Origin of the sequence: Bradyrhizobium amphicarpaeae, from assembly GCF_002266435.3 — a bacterium.
Classification (GTDB): Bacteria; Pseudomonadota; Alphaproteobacteria; order Rhizobiales; family Xanthobacteraceae; genus Bradyrhizobium; species Bradyrhizobium amphicarpaeae.
The window spans coordinates 6,563,781-6,585,226 of the sequence record NZ_CP029426.2; the positions used below are offsets into that span (position 1 = coordinate 6,563,781).

A 21,446-nucleotide genomic window follows, 5' to 3' on the forward strand; every position below is an offset into this window, starting at 1 on the left:
CCCGATCAGGTCGGCTGCAGGACGAAATGTGCCTCGAGACTGCTTTCCTTGGCACTCCGCATGACCGGCCGCAGGAACACGGTCTTGAACTCGCCGCTGTCATAGGCGAGGTGGCCGTGCGGCTGGCCGAAGATCGGAATGATCTGCGGCATCTCGAGCCGGAACCTGCCGTCCTTGTCGGTGAGCGTGGCGCCGTGGCTCTGCGGCTCGTGCTCCTGGCCTTCGACCGTGTGCGCCCAGATCTGGATACGCTGGCCGGCGAGCGGCACGCCGTCACCGGCGCGGCGCACGGTGCCGCTCATCCAGAAGCCGCCCTTGCCGATGCGATCCACGACCGCCGCACCCTTGCGGTAATTATTGGCGCCGCCCGACATCGATTCGGTCGGAGCGAGGCCGTCGGCGCGGGCCGGCGAGAGGAGGCCGGGCACGACGGCCGCCAAAGCTCCGCTCACCAGAACCTTGCCGCCGGCGACGAGCATGTTGCGGCGATTGAGTAGGACCATGGTCATGTCGGTTCCTCCTGGCGGCCAACGCGATGGCCACGCCAACGATACAGCAGCGAACGCCAAACGCCCAGTTGCGGCGAAAGGCGCCACTGGCCGCAATAACGCTGTTGTGAACGGTCGCGCGGGCAGCTTCGAGGAAGGGTCGAGCGGAAGCGACCAAACGCGTAGTGTTGGACGGAGAAGATGATGGGTTTCGCAAGCGCTCTACCTATCCTGCGCCCCGACACTACATAGGCTGGCATAGCTCCTTCGCATCGGTACCCCCATGATCCCCTTCTCCGTGCTCGACCTCGCGCCGATCCGCCAAGGCGGCGACGCCGCGCAAGCGTTCCGCAATTCGCTCGATCTCGCCCGGCATGCGGAAGCCTGGGGTTACAAGCGGTTCTGGCTGGCCGAGCATCACAACATGACAGGCATCGCGAGCGCTGCGACGTCGGTGGTGATCGGGCACATCGCGGGCGGAACGAAGACGATCCGGGTCGGCTCCGGCGGGATCATGCTGCCGAACCATTCGCCGCTGGTCATCGCCGAGCAGTTCGGCACGCTGGACTCGCTCTATCCCGGGCGGATCGATCTCGGGCTCGGGCGCGCGCCGGGTACCGACCAATTCACCGCGCGGGCGATGCGGCGCGACCTCGCGACGGCATCGGAGAATTTTCCGCATGACGTGCTGGAGCTGCAAGCGCTGCTCGGCGACGTGCAGCCGAACCAGACGATTCGCGCCGTGCCAGGCATGGGCACCAAGGTTCCGCTATGGATTTTGGGATCGAGCACCTTCGGCGCGCAGCTGGCCGCGATGCTGGGGCTGCCGTTCGCGTTCGCCTCGCATTTCGCGCCGCAGATGATGATGCCGGCGCTGCGCGAATATCGCGCGCGCTTCGAGCCCTCGGCGCAGCTCGACAAGCCCTATGCGATGATCGGCGTCAACGTGTTTACCGCCGACAGCGACGCGGAGGCGCAGCGGATGTTCTCCTCGCTGCAGCAGCAGTTCATCAATCTGCGCCGCGGCACGCCGGGCCCGCTGCCGCCGCCGGTGGATGACATGGACGCGCTGTGGTCGCCGGCGGAGAAGGCCATGGTCGCCCAGTCGCTGTCCTGCTCCGCGGTCGGCTCGCCCGATGTGGTGGAAGAGAAGCTGGCGGCGCTGATCGCCGAGACAGGCGCAGACGAACTGATCACCACCGGGCAGATCTACGATCACGCCGCCCGGCTGCACTCGTTCGAGATCGCGGCCGGGGTGCGGGAACGGCTGGCGAAGCAGCCGGCGGTGTGAGCGAGAGCGGAGGTCCGCTCCCTCCCCCGCTTGCGGGGGAGGGCTGGGGAGAGGGTGTCTCCACAATGGGATTGCCGAGACCTGCGTAGGAAATCCCCTGGTGGTGAGAGCCCTCACCCCAGCCCTCTCCCGCAAGCGGGAGAGGGAGCGCGCTGCGCCTGTGCTTGCGACCAGGCTTAATCGTCTCGCGCTCTAATCCGGAAAGCCGAACAGTTTTGCCGGATTGTGCACCAGGATCTTCTCCAGCTCCGTCTGATCCGCGACGTAGCGGTACATCAACTCGAGCAAATCGGCGTCGTTCGGCGGCTGCTTGACGGAGACCGGATGCGGCCAGTCGCTGGCCCAGACGCAGCGGTCGATTGCGGCCTCGATATAGGCGCGTGCGATCGGGATCACGTCGTCGTAAGGGGGCCCGGCCTTCGAGGTCTTCTCGCCGAGCGACAGCATCACCCAGAAATTGCCCTTGGCCAGCAGCTCCAGCATCTTGCGCAGGTTCGGATCGTTCTTGCCGGCTTCGGGATCCGGCCGCGCCATGTGGTCGATCAGCACGGGCACGTCGAGATTCTCGTATTTGGCGACGCTCGACACGATGCCGTCCTTCTCCGGCTGGATCTTGGCGTACCAGCCGAGCTCGCGGATGCGCGCAATCGCACGGGCGAAATCCGCATCCGACAGCACGGCGCCAAGCTCCTGGCGAAAGCTAAAGCGCGCGCCGCGCACGCCGGCATCATGCAGCTTTGCGAGATAGGCGTCGTCCGCCTCCGCGAACACCAGTGCGTTGGCGCAGCCGCGATAGTTCGGGCCCATCGCGGCGAGGCCGTCGAGCACGACGGCATGATCGGCGCCGTAGGTCGTGGTCTGCACGATGATGCCGCGCTCGATGCCGAGCGCCTTATGCATGCGTAGCGCGGCTTCCCAGGTCGCGGTCGGCATCCGATAGGCAGCGCCGGGACGTTCGGGATATTTCTCGATCGGACCCAGCACGTGAAACTGGCTGTCGACGGTTTTCGGCGGCGGCGCCTTGCTCGGGCGGCGTGGATTGGGATCGAACGGCAGATAGGTCGGCATGCGAAAGCTCCTTCAGTCGATCACGGCGGTGAAGTCGCACTGCACCAGCGCGCCGCCGTCCATGTTGTCCATCGGCAGCGCATGGCGCGCGGGCCGGGAATGCTCGTCCGGAAACATCTTGAGCCATTCGACATTGATGGGCCCGCGGTTGCCGCGATCCTTCAGCCACACCGTCATCTTGATGATGTCGTCGGTGGTGCCGCCGGCGGCTTCCACCGTCGCCTTCATGTGCGCGAACATGTTGGCGCATTGGGCGTCGAGACTCTCCGGCATCACGCCGGCGTTATCGCGGCCGAGGATGACGCCCGACATCACGAGATTGCCGATGCGGCTGGCGTTCGGAATCGGGTTGGCGTGCTTGAAGCCGCCAATGTGGATGCTCTTGCGCCGCGATTGACCGCTCATGGTGCGCTCCCTGTTTGTTGCTGGTTCAGACGAACTGGCACGACACCGAGCCGAAGGCGCCGTAATCGGCATGAAAGGTATCGCCGCGTCGGATGTCGACCGGCCGCGTGAACGATCCCGCCAGCACGACCTCACCGGCGGCGAGATGCTCGTCATGCGGCGCGAGGCGGTTGGCGAGCCAGGCGATGCCATTGGCGGGATGGTTGAGCACGCCGGCGGCAAGCCCGGTCTCCTCGACCTCGCCGTTGCGGAACAGCAGCGCGCCGATCCAGCGCAAATCCGCATCCATCGGGCGGAACGGCCGGCCGCCGAGCACGAGAGCGGCATTCGCCGCATTGTCCGAGATCGTGTCCATCACCTTGCGCGTCCTGCCCGTTTCGGGATCGACGCGGTGCATGCGCGTCTCCAGGATCTCCAGCGCGGGCGTGACGTAATCGGTGGCGTTGAGCACGTCGAAGATGGTGCAGTCGGGACCGCGCAGCGGCGCCTTCAGCACGAAGGCGAGCTCGACCTCGATGCGCGGCGCGTGGAAACGGTCGAACGGAATGGGCGTCGCGTCGGCATAGAACATGTCGGCGAACAGCACGCCGTAATCGGGCTCCGAGATACCGACGGCGTTCTGCATCGCCTTCGAGGTCAGGCCGATCTTGTGACCCTTGATGACACGGCCGCGGCCAAGCTGGAGTTTGGTCCAGGCGCGCTGGACAGCATAGGCATCCTCGATCGCGAAATCGGGATAGTCCTTCGTGAACATCGGGATCAGCGTCTTGGTGCGCTCGGCCTCGTCCAGGCGCGCGGCAAGGCGTTCGATCGTGGCGGCATCGAGCATGGCCTATTGCTCCGCGGCGACGGTGTTGCGCAGCACGCCGATGCGGCGCGACTCGACCTCGACGACGTCGCCAACCTTGAGCCAGCGCGGCGGATCGAAGCGAACGCCCGCCCCCGTCGGCGTTCCGGTCACGATCATGTCGCCGGACTTCAGCGTCGCGAAAGTCGAGAGATAGGAGATCAAATAATCGAACGGGAACATCAGCCGCTCGGTCGAGTCCTGCTGCCGCACCTCGCCATTGACGCGCGTGACGATGTCGTGCGGGCCGCGCGGGTCGAGCTCGTCCGACGTGACGATCCACGGACCGATGCTGCCGGAGCGATCGAAATTCTTGCCTTGCGTGACGTTGAACTTGCCGTGACGCAGCCAGTCGCGAATGGTGCCCTCGTTGCACAGCGTCATGCCGAAGATGTGCGACCACGCCTTTTCGCGCGGGATATGACGGCCGCCCTGCCCGATCACGATGACGAGTTCGCCTTCGTAGTCGAGCTGCTCGGAAACCCTGGGCTTCTCCAGCGGCTGGCCGGATCCCGTCATCGACGACATGTTCCGCACGAACAGGCTCGGATATTTGGGCAGGTCCGAATTGTCTTTATATTCGGCATTGCGCTCGGCATAGTTGACGCCGATGCACCACAGCTTTTCCGGCGCCAGCACCGGCGGCAACAGGACGAGATCGTCGATCTTATAGTCCGGCTTTTGTCCGGCGATCGCTTCCTGCGCATCGGACAGCGCGTTGGCCGCGATCAGCGCCTTCACGTCGGAGAAGTCGCGGCCGATCCGCCTGGTTAGGTCGACCACGCCGCCTTCGACGGCGGCGCCATAGCGCGGCTCGCCGTCCAGGAGATAGCTCAGGAGTCGCATCGTCATTTCCTCCGATGATGTTGAGGCGGCTGGGCCGGACGACCGGCCCGCGCGCTCAGTCTTTCGATTTGGGCGTCTGGAAGACGGTGTTGAGCGTCACGATCTCGCCGAGGCTGGCATAGCGGGGACCGCCGATGCGGGCGATCGGATCGAGCGCCTTGGTCTCGACCTTGCCGTCGTTGACGAGGCCGTCGCGCAGATGGAACATCACGACCTCGCCGACGATCAGCCGGCTCTTGGCCTCGCCGAATTCCAGGCACTGCCGGAAGCGGCATTCCATCGCGACGGGCGCGGCGGCCAACCGCGGCACCTTGATGCGCTCGCTCGGAATCGTCTCCAGCCCGAGATGCTCGACTTCGCTGATTTCAGGCGGGTGCTCGACCGATGAGTCGTGCAAGGCCTGCATCAGCGGTGTATCGGCGATGTGGATCACATATTCCTCGGTATCGAGGATGTTGTGCGCAGTGTCCTTGTAGTCGGCGCCCTTGCGGCCGACGCTGATGGCCAGCATCGGCGGCTTCTGCGAGACGAAGGTGAAGGCGCTGAACGGGGCGAGGTTGAGCACGCCGCTTCGCGACAGGCTGGTCACCCAGGCGATCGGACGCGGCACCACGATGCCGGTCATCAGGCGATAGATGCGCTCGGCGCCGAGTTCGGTCGGATCGATCCGCATCGATCAATCCGCCCTGATGTTGGCCTTGCGCACCACCGGAATCCACTTGGCGTCCTCGCGCTCAAGATAGGCCTTGAATTCGTCCGGCGTCATCGCGACGGCCTCGCCGCCGAGCTTTTCGAACTTGTCGACCACGGAGGGGTCCTTCAGGATCGCAGCCAGCGTCTCGTGCAGCTTGTCGATGACGGGCGCCGGCGTGCCGGCCGGGGCGAACAGGCCGGTAAAGGTCTGGCCGTCAAAGTCCTTGTAGCCGAGTTCGGCAAAGGTCGGCACGTCGGGCAGCGACTTCAACCGGTGCGGGCTGGTGACGGCGAGCGCGCGGAACAGGCCGGCCTTGATGTGCTGGAGGCTGACGGTGAGCTGGTCGAACGCGAACTGCACCTGACCGCCGAGCAGATCGTTGATGGCAGGCGCGTTGCCGCGATAATGCGCGGTAACCCATTGCAGGCCGAGTTTCTCCTGCATCAGCTCGCTGAGCAGATGATTGGTCGTGCCGGGGCCGGGCGAGGCCATCGTCAGCTTGCCAGGCTCGCGCTTGGCGAGGTCGATGAATTCCTTGAAAGTATTGGCCTGCACCGACGGATGCACCTCGAGCACCAGCGGCGTCATCGAGATCGTGGAGATCGGCATGAAGTCCTTTTTCCAATTATAGGCTTCGCGCTTGTTGATCTCGGTCGCGAACAGCACCGGGCCGTTGGCGCCGACGAACAGCGTGTAGCCGTCGGGCGCCGACTTCGCGAACGCTTCGCCCGCGATCATGCCGCCGGCGCCGGCCTTGTTCTCGATGATGAAGGGCTGGCCGAGCTTTTCCTGAAGCTTGTCGGCGACGATGCGCGCCGCGCTGTCGACATTGCCGCCGGCCGGATAGGGCACGATCAGCTTGACGCTGCGCGCCGGCCATTGCTGGGCCGATGCGGGGCCCGCCAGAATCGCAGTTACAGCGGCTATGGCAATTGCGATTAATCTCATGTTAACCTCCCGGCAGCGCTTCCTACACACGTCGCGTGCGGCGATGCGCACGGCAACTCGATTGAGCCGCAATCTCCAGATGCGCGCTTGTCCTGTCGAGCGAATTGTGGCGTTCTTGTCCATATTATGGACAAGACGAGATTCGCCGGCAACGCGATGGCACCGCGGCAGGGCGCGCAGGCGATCCGGCGCGCGATCGCCGTGCTGCGCATTCTTGCCGCAGGCCGCGAGGACGGTGTGCCATTGGCCGAGGTGATCCAGGCAACCGGCCTCACGCGACCAACCGTGCATCGCATCGTCCACGTGCTGATCGAGGAAGGCATCGTCGAGCGGCACGAGCGGACCGGCCGCTACGCGATCGGCAACCAGGTGCCGGAGCTGGCGCTGGCACGGCCGCGGCCGTCGCGGCTGCTGATCGCCGCCAATCCGTCACTGCAACGTGCCTCCACCGAAATCGGTGACACGCTGTTCCTGACGGTGCGCACCGGCAACGACACGCTGTGCGTCGATCGCAGGATCGGAATCTATCCGATCCAGGTGCTGTCGATCGAGGTCGGCGCGCGGCGGCCTCTCGGCGTCTCCAGTGCCGGCGTCGCCATCCTCGCCGCGATGCCGGCGCCGGAAGCGCGAAAGATCGTTGCAGCGAACGAGAAGCGCTTCGAGGCCTACAAGACCGACGTGGCAACCGTCCTCGGCGAGGTCACCGCCGCGCGACGGCTGGGATACGGCCTGAGGGAGATCGGCCTCGTGCAGGGGACGAAATCGATCTCGACCTGGATCAAGACCCCGGACGGGCGACCGGCTGCAGCCATCACCGTCTCGGCGGTCAGGACGAGGCTTGGACCAAGGCGCGAGCAGGAGGTCGCGGAGATATTGCTGCGCGAGGCGCGGACCATCGAGCAGGCGATCGGGGGTTAGTTTTCGCCATGGGTATGGCAGCGTCATGGCCGGGCCTGTCCCGGCCATCCACGCCTCGCGCCGCGATGCAAAAGAACGTGGATGCCCGGGACAAGCCCGGGCATGACGACCTCTTGTGAGTGCTCAATGGGCTGACGTCCCCCGCATTTTTATGGCACAACGCCCCCTCCGCCGACCGACCAACGAGGCCATGCATGCCCGCGCCAAAGCCGCCCGCTTTCGAGACCCTGAGCCTGCATGCGGGCCAGCATCCGGATCCCGCGACCGGGGCACGCGCGGTGCCGATCTACCAGACCACGTCCTATGTGTTCCAGGATTCCGATCACGCCGCGGCGCTGTTCAACCTGGAGCGCGCCGGCCACATCTATACGCGCATCTCGAACCCGACCACCGGCGTGCTGGAGGAGCGGCTCGCTGCGCTCGAAGGCGGCGTCGGCGCGATCTGCACTGCGAGCGGCATGGCCGCGCTGCATCTGGCGATCGCGACACTGCTCAATGCCGGCGATCACATCGTGGCGTCGAGCTCGCTCTATGGCGGCACCATCAATTTGCTGGCACACACGCTGCCGCGCTTCGGCATCACCACGACTTTCGTCAAGCCGCGCGATTTCGACGCGTTCCGCTCGGCGATCAAGCCCAACACCAAGCTCGTGATCGGCGAGACCATCGGCAATCCCGGGCTGGAAGTGCTCGACATTCCCAAGGTCGCGGCGATCGCACATGAGGCGAAGATCCCGCTGCTGATCGACAACACCTTTGCCACGCCGTATCTCAGCCGCCCGATCGAGCTCGGCGCGGACATCGTCATGCATTCGGCGACCAAATGGATCGGCGGCCATGGCATCGCGATCGGCGGCGCGATCATCGACGGCGGCCGCTTCGACTGGCGCGCGTCAGGCAAGTTCGCCGTGTTGACCGAGCCCTATGGCGGCTATCACGGCATCGTCTTCGACGAGCAGTTCGGCACCGCGGCCTTCATCATGCGCGCACGCACCGAGGGCCTGCGCGATTTCGGCGCCTGCCTGTCGCCGACCAATGCGTTCCAGCTGCTGCAGGGCGTCGAGACGCTGGGCGTGCGGATGGATCGCCACATGCAGAACACGCACCTGGTGCTGGAAGCACTGCAGTCCAACAAGGCCGTGGACTGGGTGCTGCACCCCTCGCTGGAGACGCACACCGACTATCAGCTCGCCAAGCAGCTCTTGCCGCGCGGCGCCGGCTCGATCATCTCCTTCGGCATCAAGGGTGGGCGGCCGGCGGGCCGCAAGTTCATCGAAAGCCTGCGCATGATCAGCCATCTCGCCAATGTCGGCGACGCCAAGACGCTGGTGATCCACCCGGCATCGACGACGCATCAGCAAATGGATGCCGAACAGCTCAAGGCGGCCGGCATCGGCGAGGAGCTGGTGCGTCTGTCGGTCGGCATCGAGACGGCAAGCGACATCATCGACGATCTCGCGCAGGCGCTGCGCATCTCGCAGAAGGTCTGACACCATGAAGCTTTCCGTCAACGGCGCCGAGGTGTTCGTCGCAACCGGCGGCCGCGATTTCGACAAGTCGCTGCCTGCGGTCGTCTTCCTCCACGGCGCCGGCTTCGACCATTCGACCTGGGCGCTGCATACGCGCTGGTTCGCCCATCATGGGTTCGGCGTGCTGGCGCCGGATCTTCCCGGCCATGGCCACTCCAGCGGGCCTTCGCTCGGCAGCATTGCCGAGATGGCCGACTGGACCGCGGCGCTGCTCGATGCGGCGGGAGCCGCGAAGGCGCATCTGATCGGCCATTCCATGGGATCGCTGATCTCGCTGGAGACCGCCGCGCGACATCCGGACAAGGTTTCCGCACTCAGCCTGATCGGCACGGCCGCGACCATGACGGTCGGCCCCGATCTCTTGAAGGCCGCAGAAGCCAATTCGCAGGATGCCAACGACATGGTCTCGATCTGGGGCCTCGGCTTCAACGCCGAGCTCGGCGGCAGCCTCGCTCCGGGCCTGTGGATGCATGGCGGCGCGCAGGCGGTGCTGAAGGCTTGCGAGCCGAACGTGCTGTTCAGGGACCTGTCGGCCTGCAATGCCTACGCGAATGCGCTGACAGCCGCCGCGGGCGTGAAGGTGCCGACGACCCTCATCCTCGGCGAACGGGACATGATGACGCCGGCGAAGGCAGGCAAGGCGCTCGCCGCGGCGATCCCGCATGCGAAGACCGTCATCGTGCCGGGCGCGGGTCACATGATCATGGCCGAGCGCCCGGACGAGTTGCTGGCGGCGTTGAGAGGCTGAGCGGATCAACCAGGATCGATAGGAGTTCCCATGATCAGCGAGAGTTTGAACGGGCGCACGGCGCTCGTCACCGGCGGCTCGCGCGGGATCGGCGCAGCCGTCTGTCGTGCGCTCGCCGCATCAGGCGCGGCCGTCGCGATCAACTGCCGCGAGCAGCTCGGACAGGCCGAGCAGGTGGCGGGCGAGATCGTCAAGCAGGGCGGCCGTGCCAGCGTTGTCGCCGCCGACGTCTCGCAGCGCGAGGCCGTCGCTGATATGATCGAGCGCGTCACGGCCGGGCTCGGGCCGATCGACATCCTTGTCAACAATGCCGGCATCGCGATCACGCGCGGCGTCGACGATCTCACCGAGGAGGATTTCGACCGCACTATCCTGGTCAATCTGAAATCCGTCTTCCTGTGCACGCAGGCCGTGCTGCCCTCGATGCGCGCCAAAAAGTGGGGCCGCATCGTCAACATCTCCTCCGGTGCCGCGCGCGGCGCCGGGTCGATCGGCCCGCACTACAATGCGTCGAAGGCCGGCATGGAGGGTTTGACGCGAGGCTATGCGGCGCGGCTGGTGAAGGACGGCATCACCGTCAATGCGGTGGCGCCTTCGCTGATCGAAACCGACATGATGAGCGGGCAGCCCCAGCTGGTCAGCCGCATCCCGCTCGGTCGCTTCGGAACAGCGGATGAGGTGGCGAAGGCGGTGATGCTGCTGGTCGACAATGCCTACATGACCGGGCAGACCATCGCGTTGAGCGGGGGCATGGCGTTCAACTAGGCCAGCCTGACACCTACGGCGCACGCCCCTTCCAAACTCGGGACCGCCGTAGGGTGGGCAAAGCGGAGCGTGCCCACGATCTCTCTCGATGTTGGACAGGTGGTGGGCACGGCGCAAGTGCGCCTTTGCCCACCCTACGATTTCGGAGTCGTGGATAGGTTCCCCTCCCACAAGGGGAAGGGCAAGAAAGATCACCACATCGTCGCAGCCGCCCGTTCCGGCCAGATGCGATCGTACTCCGCGCCGCCGACCTTGTTGTCACTCATCTCGGCGAGGATCTGGCCGGGCGTCGGCAGCGTCCGCGGGTCGATGCGCTTGTCGGGATTCCAGAGGTCAGAGCGGACGATGGCGCGGGCGCACTGGAAGTAGATTTCGTCCACATTCATCACCATGACGCTGCGCGGTGCCTTGCCCTCGACCTTGAACGAGGCCAGCAGCTCCGGATCGACCGAGAGATGGGCGCGGCCGTTGGCGCGAACCGCGTTTCCGGAGCCGGGGATCAGGAACATCAAGGACACCCTGGGATCGCGCACGATGTTGCGCAGGGAATCGACCCGGTTGTTGCCGCGGCGGTCCGGCAGCATCAGCGTCCTGGGATCGTGGATCCGGACGAAGCCGGGCAAGTCCCCACGCGGCGAGCAGTCGATGCCTTCGGGCCCGATGGTGGCAAGCGCGGCAAAGGGCGCCTTCTCGATGAAGATGCGATAAAGCGGGGTGACGTGGTCGGCGACTTTCACGGTCGAGGCGTCGTTGGTGGCGCCGTAGATGGCCTCCAGCTGTTCGATCGTTTCAATCACCGACATTCCGTTCTCCCTGCTATCGCGGCTAATCCTGCCAGCCTTCGTTCCTGATCACACGCACCAGCTGGCGCGCGTGATACTCCGCGCTGCCGGCATTGAGGATGGTGACATCCGCCTGCGACGACCTGTCGTCGACGCTGCGGGTGAGGCGTTCGGCGATGTTGCCGTCGCTTTGCCGCGCCCGCGCGGCCAGCCGCGCGGCCAGCACATCCGGCGGCGCCGTGATCGCGACCACCACGACGTCGGCATAGGTCTGGCGCAACGTGCCGATCACCGTGCGCGAAACGTTGGCGACGACCGTGCGGCCGGCGCGGATATCGTCGTTGATATCGAGCGGCAGCGCATAGGAGTGCCCGTGCGCGTCCCAATGCACGGCGAAATCACCATGCTCGCACGCGCGGAGGAATTCGGCGGGACCGAGCGCGACATTGTCTTCGTCGGCGGAGGATTCGCGCGTCACGATCCGCCGCGGAAAAACGATGTCGTGATCGTCGCCGCAGGCCGCCTGCGCCAACCGCAGCAGCGTGTCCTTGCCCGCGCCGCTGGGACCGACCACCAGCACGAGCCGGCCGGGGCCGATCGCGCCGGCCTGCCCGTCCGCCATGGTCGTTGTCTCGCTCATGCGACACGGCTTCCTTCGCGCCAGACGCTGCGGACCACGGGAACGTCGCCTGCGACATGCACGCGAATCAGATCAGCGCGCTTGCCGATCGCGACCTCGCCGCGGTCGGTGAGGCCAACCGCCTCGGCGGGCGCCTTGGTCACGGTGCGGATCGCGGCCGGAAGGCCGATGGCGGGCACATGCTCGGGCAATTGCAGGGCCCCCATCAAGAGGCTCGACGGAATGTAGTCCGACGACAGGATATCGAGCAGGCCTTCACGGGCGAGATCGACCGCGGCGATGTTGCCGGAGTGCGAGCCGCCGCGCACCACGTTCGGCGCGCCCATCAGGATGTCGATGCCGGCCTCGTGCAAGCCGCGCGCGGCCTCCAGCGTGGTCGGGAATTCCGCCACCGAGACGCGATCGCGCACGGCGTCCGCGACGTTCTCCTCGGTGGTGTCGTCGTGGCTCGCCAGCGGAATATGATGCGAATGCGCCAGCGACACGATCTCGCGCATGTTGGCCGCTGCATATTTCTTCTGGTATTCGAACCGCTTCGCGAACAGCTCATCGAGTTCGGCGTCGGTCTTGCCGCCGCCCTTGCCGCGATAATAGTCGCGCAGCTTGACCTCGTCGCGGAACTGGCGCTGCCCCGGCGTGTGGTCCATCAGAGACATCAGCTTGACGTCGGGACGGTCGATCAGTTCCTTGGCCTCCTCGACCACGCTCGGCATCGGGATTTCGCAGCGCAGATGCAGGAAGTGATCGGCGCGCAGCAGGCTGGCGTCGCGGGCGGTCGTGATCGCGGCGGCGAGCACGCCGGCGCGGCCGTCCACTTCCTCGGCGCCGTCCTCGCGCCAGACCCGGAGCGAGTCGAACACGGTGGTGATGCCCGAGGTCGCAAGCTGGCCGTCATAGGAGATCACGGCGGCGACCGGATTCCAGAACACTTTTGGGCGTGGGACGTAATGGGCTTCGAGATGATCGGTGTGCAGCTCGATCAGGCCCGGCATGATGAGGTCGCCGCCGGCATCTTCGGCACCCGCAGGTGCCCTGCCCTCGCCGATCTCGGCGATGCGGCCATCAGCAAGAGCGAGCCAGCCCTGCTCGATCACCCGGTCGGCCAGCACGATCCTGGCGTTGGCGATCACAATGTCCTTCGGCTTGGCATTCATTTTCCTGTTCCTCAGGCCGCGGCGGCGAAGCTGGTGACGTCGACGATGCGGTCGGCAATCAGATGGCGGATTTCGTCGTCATGAACAATGGCGACCATGGCTGTGCCCTGACGCTTCTTCTCGGCGACCAGTTCGACCACGACGGCGCGGTTGGCGGCGTCGAGCGAGGCGGTCGGCTCGTCCAGCAGCAGGATCGGCAGGTCCGAGATGAAGCCGCGCGCGATGTTGACGCGTTGCTGCTCGCCGCCGGAGAAGGTCGCGGGCGGAAGCTGCCACAGGCGCTCAGGGATATTGAGGCGGTGCAGCAACTTGCCGGCACGGGCCTGTGCGTCAGCGCGGGCCATGCCGTTTACGATCAGCGGCTCGGCGACGACGTCGATGGTGGCCACCCGCGGCACGGCGCGCAGGAACTGGCTGACATAGCCGATGGTGGAACGGCGGACGTTGAGCACCTGCCGCGGCTCGGCGCTGGCGAGATCCATCAGCGCGCCGCGGTGGCGGATGCCGATGCGGCCGCTATCACAACGGTAATTGCCGAAGATCATCTTCAGGATCGACGATTTGCCCGCGCCTGACGGGCCCGACAGCACGACGCATTCGCCCGCGTCGACGTGAAAGGTCACGCCGCTGACGACAGGCAATTCGATGCCGCCTTGCAGGTGCATCGTGAAAGTCTTCTTGGCGGCAGTGATCTCGATCATGGCAGTCATTTGAAATCTCGTATTGTAAAGTTCATGGCGGCAGAATCGAGGAGACGAGGAGCTGCGTATAGGGCTCGCGCGGATCGTCGAGGACCTGGTCGGTGAGACCGGTCTCAATGACGCGGCCGCCCTTCATCACCATCACACGGTGCGACAACAAGCGCGCGACCGCGAGATCGTGGGTGACGATGATGACGGCGAGGTTCAGCTCGGCGACGAGGCTGCGCAGGAGGTCGAGCAGGCGCGCCTGCACTGACACATCGAGCCCGCCGGTCGGCTCGTCCATGAACACCAGCCGCGGCTCGGTGACGAGGTTGCGCGCGATCTGGAGCCGCTGGCGCATGCCGCCGGAATAAGTCCGCGGCGCATCATCGATGCGGGCCGTGTCGATCTCGACGCGAGTCAACCAGTCGGAGGCGGTCTCGCGGATCCGGCCATAGTGATTCCAGCCCACCGCCATCAGCCGTTCGCCGACATTGGCGCCGGCCGAGACCGCCATGCGCAGGCCCTGCGCGGGATCCTGATGCACGAAGCCCCAGTCGGTGCGGTACAGGAAGCGCCGCTCGGCTTCGCCGAGCGTGGCGAGATCGCGGGCGACACCGTCGCGCATGCGGTAGGAGACGTGGCCGGCACTGGCTGCGAGCTGGCCCGACAGGAGTTGCAGCAGCGTCGACTTGCCCGAACCGGATTCGCCGACGATCGCCAGCACCTCGCCCGGATAGAGCGCGAAGGAGACGTCGCGGCACGCAGCGATGCGACCGAAGGATTTGCTGAGGGAGGTCGCAACGAGCAGCGGCTGGTCGTTTTCGAGCCCGGCTTGATCAACCATGGGTGCCTCCTTGCGCCTTCTCCTTGTACGGCGCGGCGCTGAGGCTGCCGTGATGGCCGGCGGCCTGGCGGCTCTCGCAATAATCGGTGTCCGAGCACACGAACATCCGCCCGCCCTTGTCGTCGGTGACGATCTCGTCGAGATAGGAATTGTCCGCTCCGCACAGCGCGCAGGGCGCGTTGAAGCGGTATGGCTCGAACGGATGATCCTCGAAATCGAGCGACACCACGTTCGTGTAGGGCGGGATCGCATAGATACGCTTCTCGCGGCCGGCGCCGAACAGCTGCAGCGCCGGGCAATTGTCCATCTTGGGATTGTCGAATTTCGGCGTCGGCGACGGATCCATCACGTAGCGCGCGTTCACCTTCACCGGATAGGCGTAGGCCGTCGCGATGTGGCCGAAGCGGGCGATGTCCTCATAGAGCTTGACGTGCATCAGGCCGTATTCGGCCAGCGCATGCATGCGCCGCGTCTCGGTCTCACGCGGCTCGAGGAAACGCAGCGGCTCCGGGATCGGCACCTGATAGACCAGCACCTGATTCTCGCTCAACGCCGTCTCGGGGATGCGGTGACGGGTCTGGATCACGGTCGCATCTTCAGTCGCCGTGGTCGTGGCGACCCCGGCGGTCTTGGCGAAGAATTTGCGGATCGAGATCGCGTTGGTGGTGTCGTCGGAGCCTTGATCGATCACCTTCAGCACGTCGGCGGGACCGAGGATCGCGGCGGTGACCTGCACGCCGCCGGTGCCCCAGCCATAGGGCATCGGCATCTCGCGGCTGGCGAAGGGCACCTGATAGCCGGGAATCGCGATCGCCTTCAGGATGGCGCGGCGGATCATCCGCTTGGTCTGCTCGTCGAGATAGGCAAAATTATAGGTGGGCGCGTTCATTCCGCGGCCTCCTTCAGGACATCAGGTGCTTGGGCATCGGCGAACTCTTTCCGCAGCTTGCGGAGCAGGCCGAGCTCGGACTGGAAGTCGACATAATGCGGCAGCTTCAGATGCTCGACGAAACCGGTGGCCTGGACGTTGTCCGAATGCGACATCACGAATTCTTCATCCTGCGCCGGAGCCAGTGCCTCTTCGCCGAGTTCGCGGGCGCGCAGCGCGCGGTCGACCAGCGCCATTGACATGGTCTTGCGCTCGCTCTGGCCGAAGGCGAGGCCATAGCCGCGGGTGAAGCACGGCGCTTCGGTCGCCGAGCCCTTGAACTGGTTGACCATCTGGCACTCGGTGAGTTCGATCGAGCCGAGCGGCACGGCGAAGCCGACGTCCTCCGCCAAGAATTCCACCTCGACCTCGCCGAAGCGGATCTCGCCGGCGAAAGGATGGTTGCGGCCATAGCCCCGCTGGGTGGAATAGCCCATCGCCAGCAGGAAGCCCTCGTCGCCGCGCGCGAGGTTTTGCAGCCGCAAATCGCGATCCGCCGGAAAATTCAGCGGCTCGCGGGTGAGATCGCCGACGCTGGCGCCGTCCTCGGCCTGGGGCGAGGATTCGATCAAGCCATCGCGGCCCAGAATGTCGGTCACCCGCGGCGTCGGCGCCGTCGACGCCTCAGCCATTGCCGGCGCCTCCGGCACAGATCCTTGCGCGAGCGCGGGATCGAGCAGGCGATGGGTGTAGTCGAAGGTCGGCCCGAGGATCTGGCCGCCCGGAATGTCCTTGAAGGTCGAGGACACCCGCCGCTGCACCCGCATCGCACCGGTGTCGACTGGCTCGCTCGCACCGAAACGGGGCAAGGTGGCGCGGAAGGCACGAACCAAAAAGATCGCCTCGATCAGGTCGCCGCGCGCCTGCTTGATCGCCAGCGCCGCGAGCTCGCGGTCATAGAGCGATCCCTCGCTCATGACGCGGTCCACCGCGAGCCCGAGCTGCTCCGAAATCTGGTCGAGCGTGACCTCCGGAACGCTTTGGTCGCCGCGCCGCTTGTCTGCGAGCAGGCGATGGGCGTTCTCGATGGCGCGCTCGCCGCCTTTGACTGCGACATACATGCTTCAGCTTCCCTTGCTCACGATGCGCGTGGTGCGAGGGATCGCGACCAATGCGTCATCGGCGACCAGCACCACATCGATGCCGCGCGGAAACAGCGCCTCGTTGACATGCAGGCGCTCGAACAGATCGAACGGCTTGACCGACGCGTTGAGCATCGCGACGCCGTCGATGCCGGGGCCGCGCAGCTCGAAACTGCGGCCCGCGTCGAGGCTGTCGACCTGGAGGATCAATGTGGTGGACCGGTCCGGATATTCGCTGGTGCCGAGCGCGAAGCGTTCGAGCGGCGGCAGCGCACCGCCGTCGCTGATCAGCGCAAAACTCGCAATCGAGGAATCCTGCACCACCGGCGCGCCGGTGTGGAATTTCAGCCATTTCACCACGTCCGGCCTCTCCGCCATCCGCGCGTCGAGCCAGATCGGCGTGTCGTGGTCGAACAGCGTCAGTGCGATCGCGGCGGCGCCGCGCATCATCCTGTCGGGCGTCCCCGCCCCCGGCACGATGCGCTGGACCGAGCCCGGCCGCGCCATCGCATCCATCACCGAGCGAAAGGTCGATTGCGCCGACAGCACCTTGTCGACGAAACCCGGCGGCAGTTCCGCAATCGTGGTCATGATCTCAGCCCTCACCGCGCACCATGGTGTAGAAATCAACCTTCGTCGCGGCGGTCTCCGCCGCCGCCTGCTTGCGGCCAGTCATAAGCTGCTCACGCAACGGGGCGATAACGTCCCGCTCCACCGCCGCGCCAAAATCCCGGGACTGCACCAGGGCGTCGCACAGCGCGATCAGCCGCGCCTTCTCGCCGTCGCGCCCGAGCGTATAGCCGAACCCGACCTCGCCGCTCGCCAGCCGCACCGCGGCGCGCGACACCGTGGCTTCGCCGAGATTGAACGGCGAACCGTCGCCGCCGACCCGGCCGCGCAGCATCACGAGGCCGTTTTCGGGCGCGCGCAGATCCTGATGGGCCGGCAGGACGAAGTCGCGGAGGCGGGCGGCGATCTCGCCCGCCTCCGCGTGCGCCAGCACGGCCATTGCGGCCTGGCGCTGGGCTTGCTGGTTGTTGTGCTGGGTCACCTGATCCACCGAACTTTCCGACCGAACTTGCCGCATCGAAGTTGTCTATGATAATAGACAACTTCATACGGGAGCGCCATGACTGTTTCGTGACAAAGCTGTGATTTCTGGAGTAGGTTGCCGCGACATGAGCATGCAGGACACCGCCTCCTCGGGCGTCGCGCTATGGCGCCTCGTTGCCGACGGCATCGAGCGCGGCATCGCCGACGGCCGTTTCGCGGCCGGCGACAAATTGCCGGGCGAGATGGAGATCGCCGAAACCTACCGCGTCAACCGCCACACCGTGCGGCGCGCGCTGGCAGCCCTTGCCGAGCGCGGCCTGGTGCGCGCCGAGCGCGGCAGCGGAACCTATGTCGAGGCGCAGAAGCTCGCCTACCCCTTGCGCTCGCGCACCCGCTTCTCCGAGATCGTCGGCGCCGGCGGCCGCGAGCCGCGCGGGCAGTTGATCGAGGCAACCGACGATGTCGCGACCCGCGAGCTGGCGCGCGAACTGGGCTTGAAGACCGGCGCGCCGCTGGTGCGGATCGAGGCGATCCGCCTCGCCGATCGTACGCCGATCTGCGTCTCCACCACCTGGCTGTCGGCGGAATTGTTTCCAGGCGCTGGCGCGGTGTTCGCGGCGACGCGCTCGATGACGAAGCTGCTGGAACATTACGGCGTGCGCGACTATCGCCGCGGCGCGACCCGAATCACCGCCGGCATCGTCGACGCCACCGACGCCGCCCGGCTCGATCTGGCGCTGGGGCGGCCGATCCTGGTGGTCGATGCGACCGACCACGATCTCGACGGCAAGCCGCTGATGACCAAGCACTCGCGGTTCGCAGCGGAGCGGGTGGAATTTTTGGTGGAGTCGTAGGTTCTTCCCCTCTCCCCTTCTAGGCGAGACTCGTAGGGTGGGCAAAGCGAAGCGTGCCCACGACTTTGACCGTGTCGGAAAAAATTCGTGGGCACGGCGCTAACGCGCCTTTGCCCACCCTACGGCAGTACCGACTAGGCCACCGCCCTGCGCCCGATAATCGCGAACCGCAGCTTGCCCGAGATGAAGTCAATCGCGGCGACCGCGACCAGGATCATCAGGATCAGGAACGACACTTTCTGCCATTCCAGCACGCGGATCTGCTCGGCGAGCTGGAGGCCAATGCCGCCGGCGCCGACGATGCCGATGATGGTGGCCGAGCGCGTGTTGGATTCGATGAAATAGAGCACCTGGCCCGCGATCACCGGCAACACCTGCGGCATCAGGCCGAAGCGGATCTCGTGCAGCGCGCTGCCGCCTGAAGCACGGATGCCTTCGACCTGCTTCTGGTCGGCCCCCTCGATCGCCTCCGAGAACAGCTTGCCGAAGGCGCCGAAATCCGACACCGCGATGGCGAGCACGCCGGCGAACGGGCCAAGCCCGACGACGTTGATCCACACCAGCGCCCAGATCAGCGTATCGACGCCGCGGATCGAATCGAGGAAGCGCCGGACAGGAAACCGCAGCAGCTTCGACGGCACGATGTTGCGCGCTGCCAGCAGGCTGACCGGCAGCGCGAAGACAGCGGCCAGCGTGGTGCCGAGCAGGGCGATCGACAGCGTCTCGCCGAGCGCCTTCAGATAGACCGGCAGCGAGGAGCCGGGATCGGGCGGGATCATCATCAAGGTGATCCAGCCGAGCTGGTTCAGACCGGCGAAGAAGCGCGACGGCGAGAAGTCGAGATCGACCAGGCCGTAAACGAGGATCGCGAACGCCGCGACGATCATTGCCGGTGTGGCGAGCCGCGCCGAAGCCGGCCGGTCGAACACATCGGGGTAGCGCGCGCGAAGCTCTCGCGTGTCGACCGCTTGCTGCCTCGTCACGTCCGCGCCTCCCTGCCGAACAGGCGGCCGCGCAGCCAACCGGTGCTGATGTCGATGATGAAGACCGTGACGATGATGGTGAGCAGGATCGCGCTGACATCCGAATAGTAGAATTTCCGGATCGCGACGACCAGCTCCTGGCCGATGCCGCCGGCACCGACGAAGCCCATCACGGAAGCTTCGCGGACGTTGATCTCGAAGCGCAGCAGCGCGTAGCTGGCATAGCCCGCGGTCACCTGCGGCACGATCGCGAAGCGCATGCAGGACAGCCAGCTCGCGCCGGTCGAGCGGACACCTTCGACCGGCTTCATGTCGGCGTTCTCGACGATTTCCGAGAACAGCTTGCCGAGCGCGCCGGTGGAGTGGATCGCGATTGCGAGCACGCCCGCCATCGGTCCGAGCCCGAAGGCGATCACGAAGATCAGCGCGAAGACGATGCCCGGAACGGTGCGGGCGAATTCGAGCAGGCGCCGGACGACGAAGCGCAGCCAGGGCGCGGGCGAGGTATTCTCAGCGGCGAAAAAGTTCAGGCAAAATGCCAGGATCGCGCCGATCAGCGTGCCGACATAGGAAATCAGCAGCGTCTCGCCCAGCATCGTCAGCCATTTGCGCCAGCCCCATAGCCATTCGCCGGCATCGGTCCAGACGCGCTGGCCGCTATCCAGCGTGAAGATGCGGTCGAAATAGCTGAGGAAATTGCCGAAATGGGTGAAGAGCGTGCGCAGGTTCACTTCCGCGCCGACCGCGGCGAGAGCCAGCGCGGCGGCGAAGACCGCCATCCCCAGCAGCAGGCGGAGCCGCCTGCGCCCGACCGCCTGGCGATAGGCGGCATTGAGCACGGCGAGCTGCTGCTCGGGAAGGATCGAAACCGCTGTTGTCATCGGCCTGAGATGGGTTCCGTCAAAGAAAGAGCCGGGTCCATCGACCCGGCTCCAGGTGCCTCGTCCCCGAAACTCAGGACGCCTTCTTCTTACGCAACGCGTCGACGAACTTGATCAGCTCGATCGTGCCATCCCAGTCCTTGGTGGTGGCGGGATGAAAGCCCTTCTTCTGGCCGTCGGAGAGGCGGTCGAACGCGGCCTTGTCCTTGGCCGGGGCGTCGAAGAACGCCTTGGCGATCGCAGCCTTGGCCTCTTCCGGCAGGTCGGCATTGTAGGCATAGGGGCCGTTGATGATCGGCGCCGACTTGTGGATGATGCGGAAGTCGTCCTTCTTCATCGCCGAGCCGTCGGTATTCTTCAGCATGCCCTTGGTCAGCATCTGCGCCAGCGTGGAATCGTCCTCGCTGGTCCACTGGTTGGCGGCAACGTCGACCGTTCCCTGCGACAGCGCCAGCATCGCGTTCTCGTGGCTGCCGGTGAAGACGACCTTGCCGAAATAGCCCTCGGCATCGTGGATGCCCATCTTGTCGAGCTCGAAGCGCGGCACGTTGTTGCCGGAGGTCGAATTCGGGTCAACCAGGCCGAGGTTCTTGCCCTTGAGGTCGTCGACCTTCTTGTAGGCGCTGCTCGCCTTAACGAAGAACACCGAGTAATAGCCGGTCGAGCCGTCGGCGTTGATGTCGTTGGCGAAGGCGTCGGTCTTGACGCCGGTCAGGCGGGCGCGTGCGAACGAGGCCGAGCCGTAGCTGGCGATATGGATGTTGCCGGCACGCTGGCCCTCGATGACCGCGGCGTAGTCGTTGGCGATGCGCAGCGTGACCTTCACGCCCAGTTCCTTGGAGAGATAGCTCACGAACGGCGCCCAGCGCTCGGTGACGCCGGAGGCGTTCTCGGCCGGCACGACGGCGAACGTCAGCTCGGGATATTTCGTCTTCCAATCTTCGGCGAAAGCGGACGACGTGAACGCGAGCGCGGCAGCGCCGGCAAGAATTAATCTGCGAGTGATCATGAT

General features: G+C 65.8%; 25 protein-coding genes. 6 read left to right on the forward strand and 19 right to left on the reverse strand.

Annotation, left to right across the window (positions count from 1 at the left end; genetic code table 11):
• Positions 1–5: 5 nt before the first annotated feature.
• Entirely contained in the window at positions 6–509 is a 504-nt protein-coding gene (locus CIT40_RS30790; RefSeq protein ID WP_094893039.1) for a peptidase associated/transthyretin-like domain-containing protein, read from the reverse strand.
• Between the two features lie 262 nt (positions 510–771).
• Here CIT40_RS30790 and CIT40_RS30795 point away from each other — a divergent pair, with 262 nt between their 5' ends.
• Complete coding sequence (locus CIT40_RS30795) at positions 772–1,779, forward strand: LLM class flavin-dependent oxidoreductase (protein ID WP_094893040.1); 1,008 nt, start codon at positions 772–774, stop codon at positions 1,777–1,779.
• A gap of 192 nt (positions 1,780–1,971) precedes the next feature.
• On the opposite strand, the gene CIT40_RS30800 is transcribed toward CIT40_RS30795, so the two are convergent.
• Genes CIT40_RS30800 through CIT40_RS30825 form a run of 6 tightly spaced genes read right to left on the reverse strand, consistent with a single transcriptional unit; the run spans position 1,972 to position 6,587 of the window.
• On the reverse strand, positions 1,972–2,847 hold the full coding sequence (locus tag CIT40_RS30800; protein WP_094893041.1) for an amidohydrolase family protein: 876 nt from the start codon (positions 2,845–2,847) through the stop codon (positions 1,972–1,974).
• Positions 2,848–2,859: 12 nt separating this feature from the next.
• Positions 2,860–3,252, reverse strand: coding sequence for a RidA family protein (locus tag CIT40_RS30805; protein ID WP_094893042.1), 393 nt, complete (start codon positions 3,250–3,252; stop codon positions 2,860–2,862).
• 25 nt (positions 3,253–3,277) lie between these two features.
• Positions 3,278–4,081, reverse strand: a complete 804-nt coding sequence (gene hpaH, locus CIT40_RS30810; protein ID WP_094893043.1) for a 2-oxo-hept-4-ene-1,7-dioate hydratase — start codon at positions 4,079–4,081, stop codon at positions 3,278–3,280.
• 3 nt (positions 4,082–4,084) lie between these two features.
• Entirely contained in the window at positions 4,085–4,945 is an 861-nt protein-coding gene (locus CIT40_RS30815) for a fumarylacetoacetate hydrolase family protein (protein ID WP_094893178.1), read from the reverse strand.
• Between the two features lie 55 nt (positions 4,946–5,000).
• Positions 5,001–5,618, reverse strand: coding sequence for a flavin reductase family protein (locus tag CIT40_RS30820; RefSeq protein ID WP_094893044.1), 618 nt, complete (start codon positions 5,616–5,618; stop codon positions 5,001–5,003).
• A gap of 3 nt (positions 5,619–5,621) precedes the next feature.
• A complete protein-coding gene (locus CIT40_RS30825) occupies positions 5,622–6,587 on the reverse strand; it encodes a Bug family tripartite tricarboxylate transporter substrate binding protein (RefSeq protein WP_094893045.1) in 966 nt (321 codons plus the stop codon).
• Positions 6,588–6,713: 126 nt separating this feature from the next.
• Here CIT40_RS30825 and CIT40_RS30830 point away from each other — a divergent pair, with 126 nt between their 5' ends.
• The 4 genes from CIT40_RS30830 (at position 6,714) to CIT40_RS30845 (ending at position 10,547) form a co-directional block, all read left to right on the forward strand.
• Positions 6,714–7,505, forward strand: a complete 792-nt coding sequence (locus CIT40_RS30830; protein ID WP_094893046.1) for an IclR family transcriptional regulator — start codon at positions 6,714–6,716, stop codon at positions 7,503–7,505.
• A 194-nt stretch (positions 7,506–7,699) separates the two neighbouring features.
• Positions 7,700–8,995, forward strand: coding sequence for an O-acetylhomoserine aminocarboxypropyltransferase (locus CIT40_RS30835; protein ID WP_094893047.1), 1,296 nt, complete (start codon positions 7,700–7,702; stop codon positions 8,993–8,995).
• Between the two features lie 4 nt (positions 8,996–8,999).
• Positions 9,000–9,782 carry an alpha/beta fold hydrolase gene (locus CIT40_RS30840; RefSeq protein WP_094893048.1) on the forward strand — a complete coding sequence of 261 codons (783 nt, stop codon included), beginning with the start codon at positions 9,000–9,002 and terminating at the stop codon, positions 9,780–9,782.
• A 30-nt stretch (positions 9,783–9,812) separates the two neighbouring features.
• Positions 9,813–10,547, forward strand: coding sequence for an SDR family NAD(P)-dependent oxidoreductase (locus CIT40_RS30845; RefSeq protein WP_414645380.1), 735 nt, complete (start codon positions 9,813–9,815; stop codon positions 10,545–10,547).
• Between the two features lie 191 nt (positions 10,548–10,738).
• On the opposite strand, the gene CIT40_RS30850 is transcribed toward CIT40_RS30845, so the two are convergent.
• From CIT40_RS30850 to phnG, 9 genes are read right to left on the reverse strand one after another with little or no spacing between them, the layout of a single operon-like run.
• Positions 10,739–11,350 (reverse strand): pyridoxamine 5'-phosphate oxidase family protein, encoded by a 612-nt coding sequence (locus CIT40_RS30850; RefSeq protein ID WP_094893049.1) that lies wholly within the window; start codon positions 11,348–11,350, stop codon positions 10,739–10,741.
• 22 nt (positions 11,351–11,372) lie between these two features.
• Entirely contained in the window at positions 11,373–11,969 is a 597-nt protein-coding gene (gene phnN / locus CIT40_RS30855) for a phosphonate metabolism protein/1,5-bisphosphokinase (PRPP-forming) PhnN (protein ID WP_094893050.1), read from the reverse strand.
• On the reverse strand, positions 11,966–13,123 hold the full coding sequence (locus tag CIT40_RS30860) for an alpha-D-ribose 1-methylphosphonate 5-triphosphate diphosphatase (protein ID WP_094893051.1): 1,158 nt from the start codon (positions 13,121–13,123) through the stop codon (positions 11,966–11,968). Before CIT40_RS30860 ends, phnN begins: the two co-directional genes overlap by 4 nt.
• An 11-nt stretch (positions 13,124–13,134) precedes the next feature.
• On the reverse strand, positions 13,135–13,833 hold the full coding sequence (gene phnL, locus CIT40_RS30865; RefSeq protein WP_094893052.1) for a phosphonate C-P lyase system protein PhnL: 699 nt from the start codon (positions 13,831–13,833) through the stop codon (positions 13,135–13,137).
• 22 nt (positions 13,834–13,855) lie between these two features.
• Positions 13,856–14,653 (reverse strand): phosphonate C-P lyase system protein PhnK, encoded by a 798-nt coding sequence (gene phnK, locus CIT40_RS30870; RefSeq protein WP_094893053.1) that lies wholly within the window; start codon positions 14,651–14,653, stop codon positions 13,856–13,858.
• Complete coding sequence (locus CIT40_RS30875; RefSeq protein ID WP_094893054.1) at positions 14,646–15,542, reverse strand: alpha-D-ribose 1-methylphosphonate 5-phosphate C-P-lyase PhnJ; 897 nt, start codon at positions 15,540–15,542, stop codon at positions 14,646–14,648. The genes phnK and CIT40_RS30875 overlap by 8 nt, the downstream gene beginning before the upstream one ends.
• Positions 15,539–16,642, reverse strand: a complete 1,104-nt coding sequence (locus CIT40_RS30880; RefSeq protein WP_094893055.1) for a carbon-phosphorus lyase complex subunit — start codon at positions 16,640–16,642, stop codon at positions 15,539–15,541. Before CIT40_RS30880 ends, CIT40_RS30875 begins: the two co-directional genes overlap by 4 nt.
• A gap of 3 nt (positions 16,643–16,645) precedes the next feature.
• Complete coding sequence (gene phnH / locus CIT40_RS30885; RefSeq protein ID WP_162307754.1) at positions 16,646–17,254, reverse strand: phosphonate C-P lyase system protein PhnH; 609 nt, start codon at positions 17,252–17,254, stop codon at positions 16,646–16,648.
• Between the two features lie 4 nt (positions 17,255–17,258).
• The gene (phnG, locus tag CIT40_RS30890) at positions 17,259–17,723 is read right to left on the reverse strand and encodes a phosphonate C-P lyase system protein PhnG (RefSeq protein ID WP_094893057.1); all 465 of its coding nucleotides are present in this window, start codon (positions 17,721–17,723) and stop codon (positions 17,259–17,261) included.
• 118 nt (positions 17,724–17,841) lie between these two features.
• On the opposite strand from phnG, the gene phnF reads away from it, so the two are divergent.
• The gene (gene phnF, locus CIT40_RS30895; RefSeq protein ID WP_094893058.1) at positions 17,842–18,570 is read left to right on the forward strand and encodes a phosphonate metabolism transcriptional regulator PhnF; all 729 of its coding nucleotides are present in this window, start codon (positions 17,842–17,844) and stop codon (positions 18,568–18,570) included.
• Between the two features lie 134 nt (positions 18,571–18,704).
• On the opposite strand, the gene phnE (CIT40_RS30900) is transcribed toward phnF, so the two are convergent.
• The 3 genes from phnE (CIT40_RS30900) to phnD form a co-directional block, all read right to left on the reverse strand.
• Positions 18,705–19,553, reverse strand: a complete 849-nt coding sequence (gene phnE / locus CIT40_RS30900; protein WP_094893180.1) for a phosphonate ABC transporter, permease protein PhnE — start codon at positions 19,551–19,553, stop codon at positions 18,705–18,707.
• A complete protein-coding gene (gene phnE / locus CIT40_RS30905) occupies positions 19,550–20,434 on the reverse strand; it encodes a phosphonate ABC transporter, permease protein PhnE (protein ID WP_094893059.1) in 885 nt (294 codons plus the stop codon). Before phnE (CIT40_RS30905) ends, phnE (CIT40_RS30900) begins: the two co-directional genes overlap by 4 nt.
• A 73-nt stretch (positions 20,435–20,507) precedes the next feature.
• Positions 20,508–21,443, reverse strand: a complete 936-nt coding sequence (gene phnD, locus CIT40_RS30910; protein WP_094893060.1) for a phosphonate ABC transporter substrate-binding protein — start codon at positions 21,441–21,443, stop codon at positions 20,508–20,510.
• Positions 21,444–21,446: the final 3 nt, after the last annotated feature.

Excerpts from the sequence above, each read along its gene's own strand:
- CIT40_RS30875 (WP_094893054.1), bottom strand. The coding sequence starts at position 15,542 with ATGAACGCGCCCACCTATAATTTTGCCTATCTCGACGAGCAGACCAAG.
- CIT40_RS30805 (WP_094893042.1), bottom strand. The coding sequence starts at position 3,252 with ATGAGCGGTCAATCGCGGCGCAAGAGCATCCACATTGGCGGCTTCAAG.
- phnL (WP_094893052.1), bottom strand. The coding sequence starts at position 13,833 with ATGACTGCCATGATCGAGATCACTGCCGCCAAGAAGACTTTCACGATG.
- CIT40_RS30800 (WP_094893041.1), bottom strand. The coding sequence starts at position 2,847 with ATGCCGACCTATCTGCCGTTCGATCCCAATCCACGCCGCCCGAGCAAG.
- CIT40_RS30850 (WP_094893049.1), bottom strand. The coding sequence starts at position 11,350 with ATGTCGGTGATTGAAACGATCGAACAGCTGGAGGCCATCTACGGCGCC.
- CIT40_RS30840 (WP_094893048.1), top strand. The coding sequence starts at position 9,000 with ATGAAGCTTTCCGTCAACGGCGCCGAGGTGTTCGTCGCAACCGGCGGC.
- phnK (WP_094893053.1), bottom strand. The coding sequence starts at position 14,653 with ATGGTTGATCAAGCCGGGCTCGAAAACGACCAGCCGCTGCTCGTTGCG.
- CIT40_RS30845 (WP_414645380.1), top strand. The coding sequence starts at position 9,813 with ATGATCAGCGAGAGTTTGAACGGGCGCACGGCGCTCGTCACCGGCGGC.
- CIT40_RS30795 (WP_094893040.1), top strand. The coding sequence starts at position 772 with ATGATCCCCTTCTCCGTGCTCGACCTCGCGCCGATCCGCCAAGGCGGC.
- CIT40_RS30830 (WP_094893046.1), top strand. The coding sequence starts at position 6,714 with ATGGACAAGACGAGATTCGCCGGCAACGCGATGGCACCGCGGCAGGGC.
- CIT40_RS30880 (WP_094893055.1), bottom strand. The coding sequence starts at position 16,642 with ATGTATGTCGCAGTCAAAGGCGGCGAGCGCGCCATCGAGAACGCCCAT.
- CIT40_RS30815 (WP_094893178.1), bottom strand. The coding sequence starts at position 4,945 with ATGCGACTCCTGAGCTATCTCCTGGACGGCGAGCCGCGCTATGGCGCC.
- CIT40_RS30820 (WP_094893044.1), bottom strand. The coding sequence starts at position 5,618 with ATGCGGATCGATCCGACCGAACTCGGCGCCGAGCGCATCTATCGCCTG.
- phnH (WP_162307754.1), bottom strand. The coding sequence starts at position 17,254 with ATGACCACGATTGCGGAACTGCCGCCGGGTTTCGTCGACAAGGTGCTG.
- hpaH (WP_094893043.1), bottom strand. The coding sequence starts at position 4,081 with ATGCTCGATGCCGCCACGATCGAACGCCTTGCCGCGCGCCTGGACGAG.
- CIT40_RS30835 (WP_094893047.1), top strand. The coding sequence starts at position 7,700 with ATGCCCGCGCCAAAGCCGCCCGCTTTCGAGACCCTGAGCCTGCATGCG.
- phnD (WP_094893060.1), bottom strand. The coding sequence starts at position 21,443 with ATGATCACTCGCAGATTAATTCTTGCCGGCGCTGCCGCGCTCGCGTTC.
- CIT40_RS30860 (WP_094893051.1), bottom strand. The coding sequence starts at position 13,123 with ATGAATGCCAAGCCGAAGGACATTGTGATCGCCAACGCCAGGATCGTG.
- phnN (WP_094893050.1), bottom strand. The coding sequence starts at position 11,969 with ATGAGCGAGACAACGACCATGGCGGACGGGCAGGCCGGCGCGATCGGC.
- phnF (WP_094893058.1), top strand. The coding sequence starts at position 17,842 with ATGAGCATGCAGGACACCGCCTCCTCGGGCGTCGCGCTATGGCGCCTC.
- phnE (WP_094893059.1), bottom strand. The coding sequence starts at position 20,434 with ATGACAACAGCGGTTTCGATCCTTCCCGAGCAGCAGCTCGCCGTGCTC.
- CIT40_RS30825 (WP_094893045.1), bottom strand. The coding sequence starts at position 6,587 with ATGAGATTAATCGCAATTGCCATAGCCGCTGTAACTGCGATTCTGGCG.
- CIT40_RS30790 (WP_094893039.1), bottom strand. The coding sequence starts at position 509 with ATGACCATGGTCCTACTCAATCGCCGCAACATGCTCGTCGCCGGCGGC.